The organism is Endozoicomonas sp. ALC013 (assembly GCF_049310205.1).
Classification (GTDB): domain Bacteria; phylum Pseudomonadota; class Gammaproteobacteria; order Pseudomonadales; family Endozoicomonadaceae; genus Endozoicomonas.
On sequence record NZ_JBLYNS010000391.1, the window covers coordinates 1 to 1,224 of the forward strand.

Sequence of the window (1,224 nt, forward strand, 5' to 3'; positions counted from 1 at the left end):
AACCTGCTGTGGGCCATGGCGAAACTGGTGGACAAAGGGCTGGAGCGGACACCGGGTCTCAACGAGGCCATGGCCGTGCTGTTGCCCTACGTGAACGTACAAAAAGCGAACTTTAAACCACAGGGTATCGTTAACCTGCTGTGGGCCATGGCGAAACTGGTGGACAACGGGCAAGAGCGGACACCAGAGTTCAACAAGGCCCTGGTCGGGCTGTTGCCCCAAGTGAATGCACAGAAAGACTGGTTTATTCCTCTGCATATCGCCAACCTGCTGTGGGCCATGGCAAAACTGGAGGACAACGGGCTGGAGTGGACACCAGATTTCAACAAGGCCGTGGTCACGCTGTTGCCCCACGTGAACGCACAGAAAGACCAGTTTATTCCTCAGCATATCGCCAACCTGATGTGGGCTATGGCAAAACTCGAGGACAAAGGGCAGGAGCGGATACCAGGTCTCAACGAGACCATGGCCGTGCTGTTACCCCTCGTGAAGGCACAAAAAGCTCACTTTAAACCTCAGGAAATCACCAACCTGCTGTGGGCCATGGCGAAACGGGTGGACCACTGGTACGAGCAGACACCAGAGTTCAACGAAACCGTAGCTGCACTGTTGACCTGCGTGACCGAACCAAAAGCTAGCTTTAAACCACTGCATATCGCCAACATGCTGTGGGCCATGGCGAAACTGGTAGATAACGGGCAGGAGCAAACACCAGGGTTGAAAAAGGCCGTGGCCGCGCTGTTGTCCCACGCGAATGCACAGAAAGACCAATTTACTGCCCAGAGCATCGCCAACCTGCTACTGGCCATGGCGAAACTGGTAGATAACGGGCAGGAGCAAACACCAGAGTTCAACAAGGCCGTGGCCGCGCTGTTGCCCCGCGTGGACGCACAGAAAGACCAGTTTAGCCCTCAGCATATCGCCAACCTGCTGTGGGTCATGGCGAAACTGGTGGACAACGGGCAGGAGCAGACACCAGGTCTCAACGAGGCCGTGGCGGCGCTGTTGCCCTTCGTGCACATACAAAAAGCTAACTTTAACCCACAGGAAACCGCCAACCTGCTTTGGGCCATGGCAAAACTGGTGGACAACGGGCAGGCGCAGACACCAGGTCTCAACGAGGCCGTGACCGCGCTGATGCCCCTCGTAAATGGACAAAAAGCTCACTTTAAACCGCAGGGTATCGCCAACCTGTTTTGGGCCATGGCGAAACTGGTGGACAAC

At 55.9% G+C, this 1,224-nt stretch carries 1 protein-coding gene; it reads left to right on the forward strand.

Annotation, left to right across the window (positions count from 1 at the left end; translation table 11 throughout):
* Positions 1–1,224, forward strand: a 1,224-nt coding sequence (locus ACO6V1_RS24040) for a DUF1601 domain-containing protein (RefSeq protein ID WP_422469138.1), incomplete at both ends; no start/stop codon positions are given.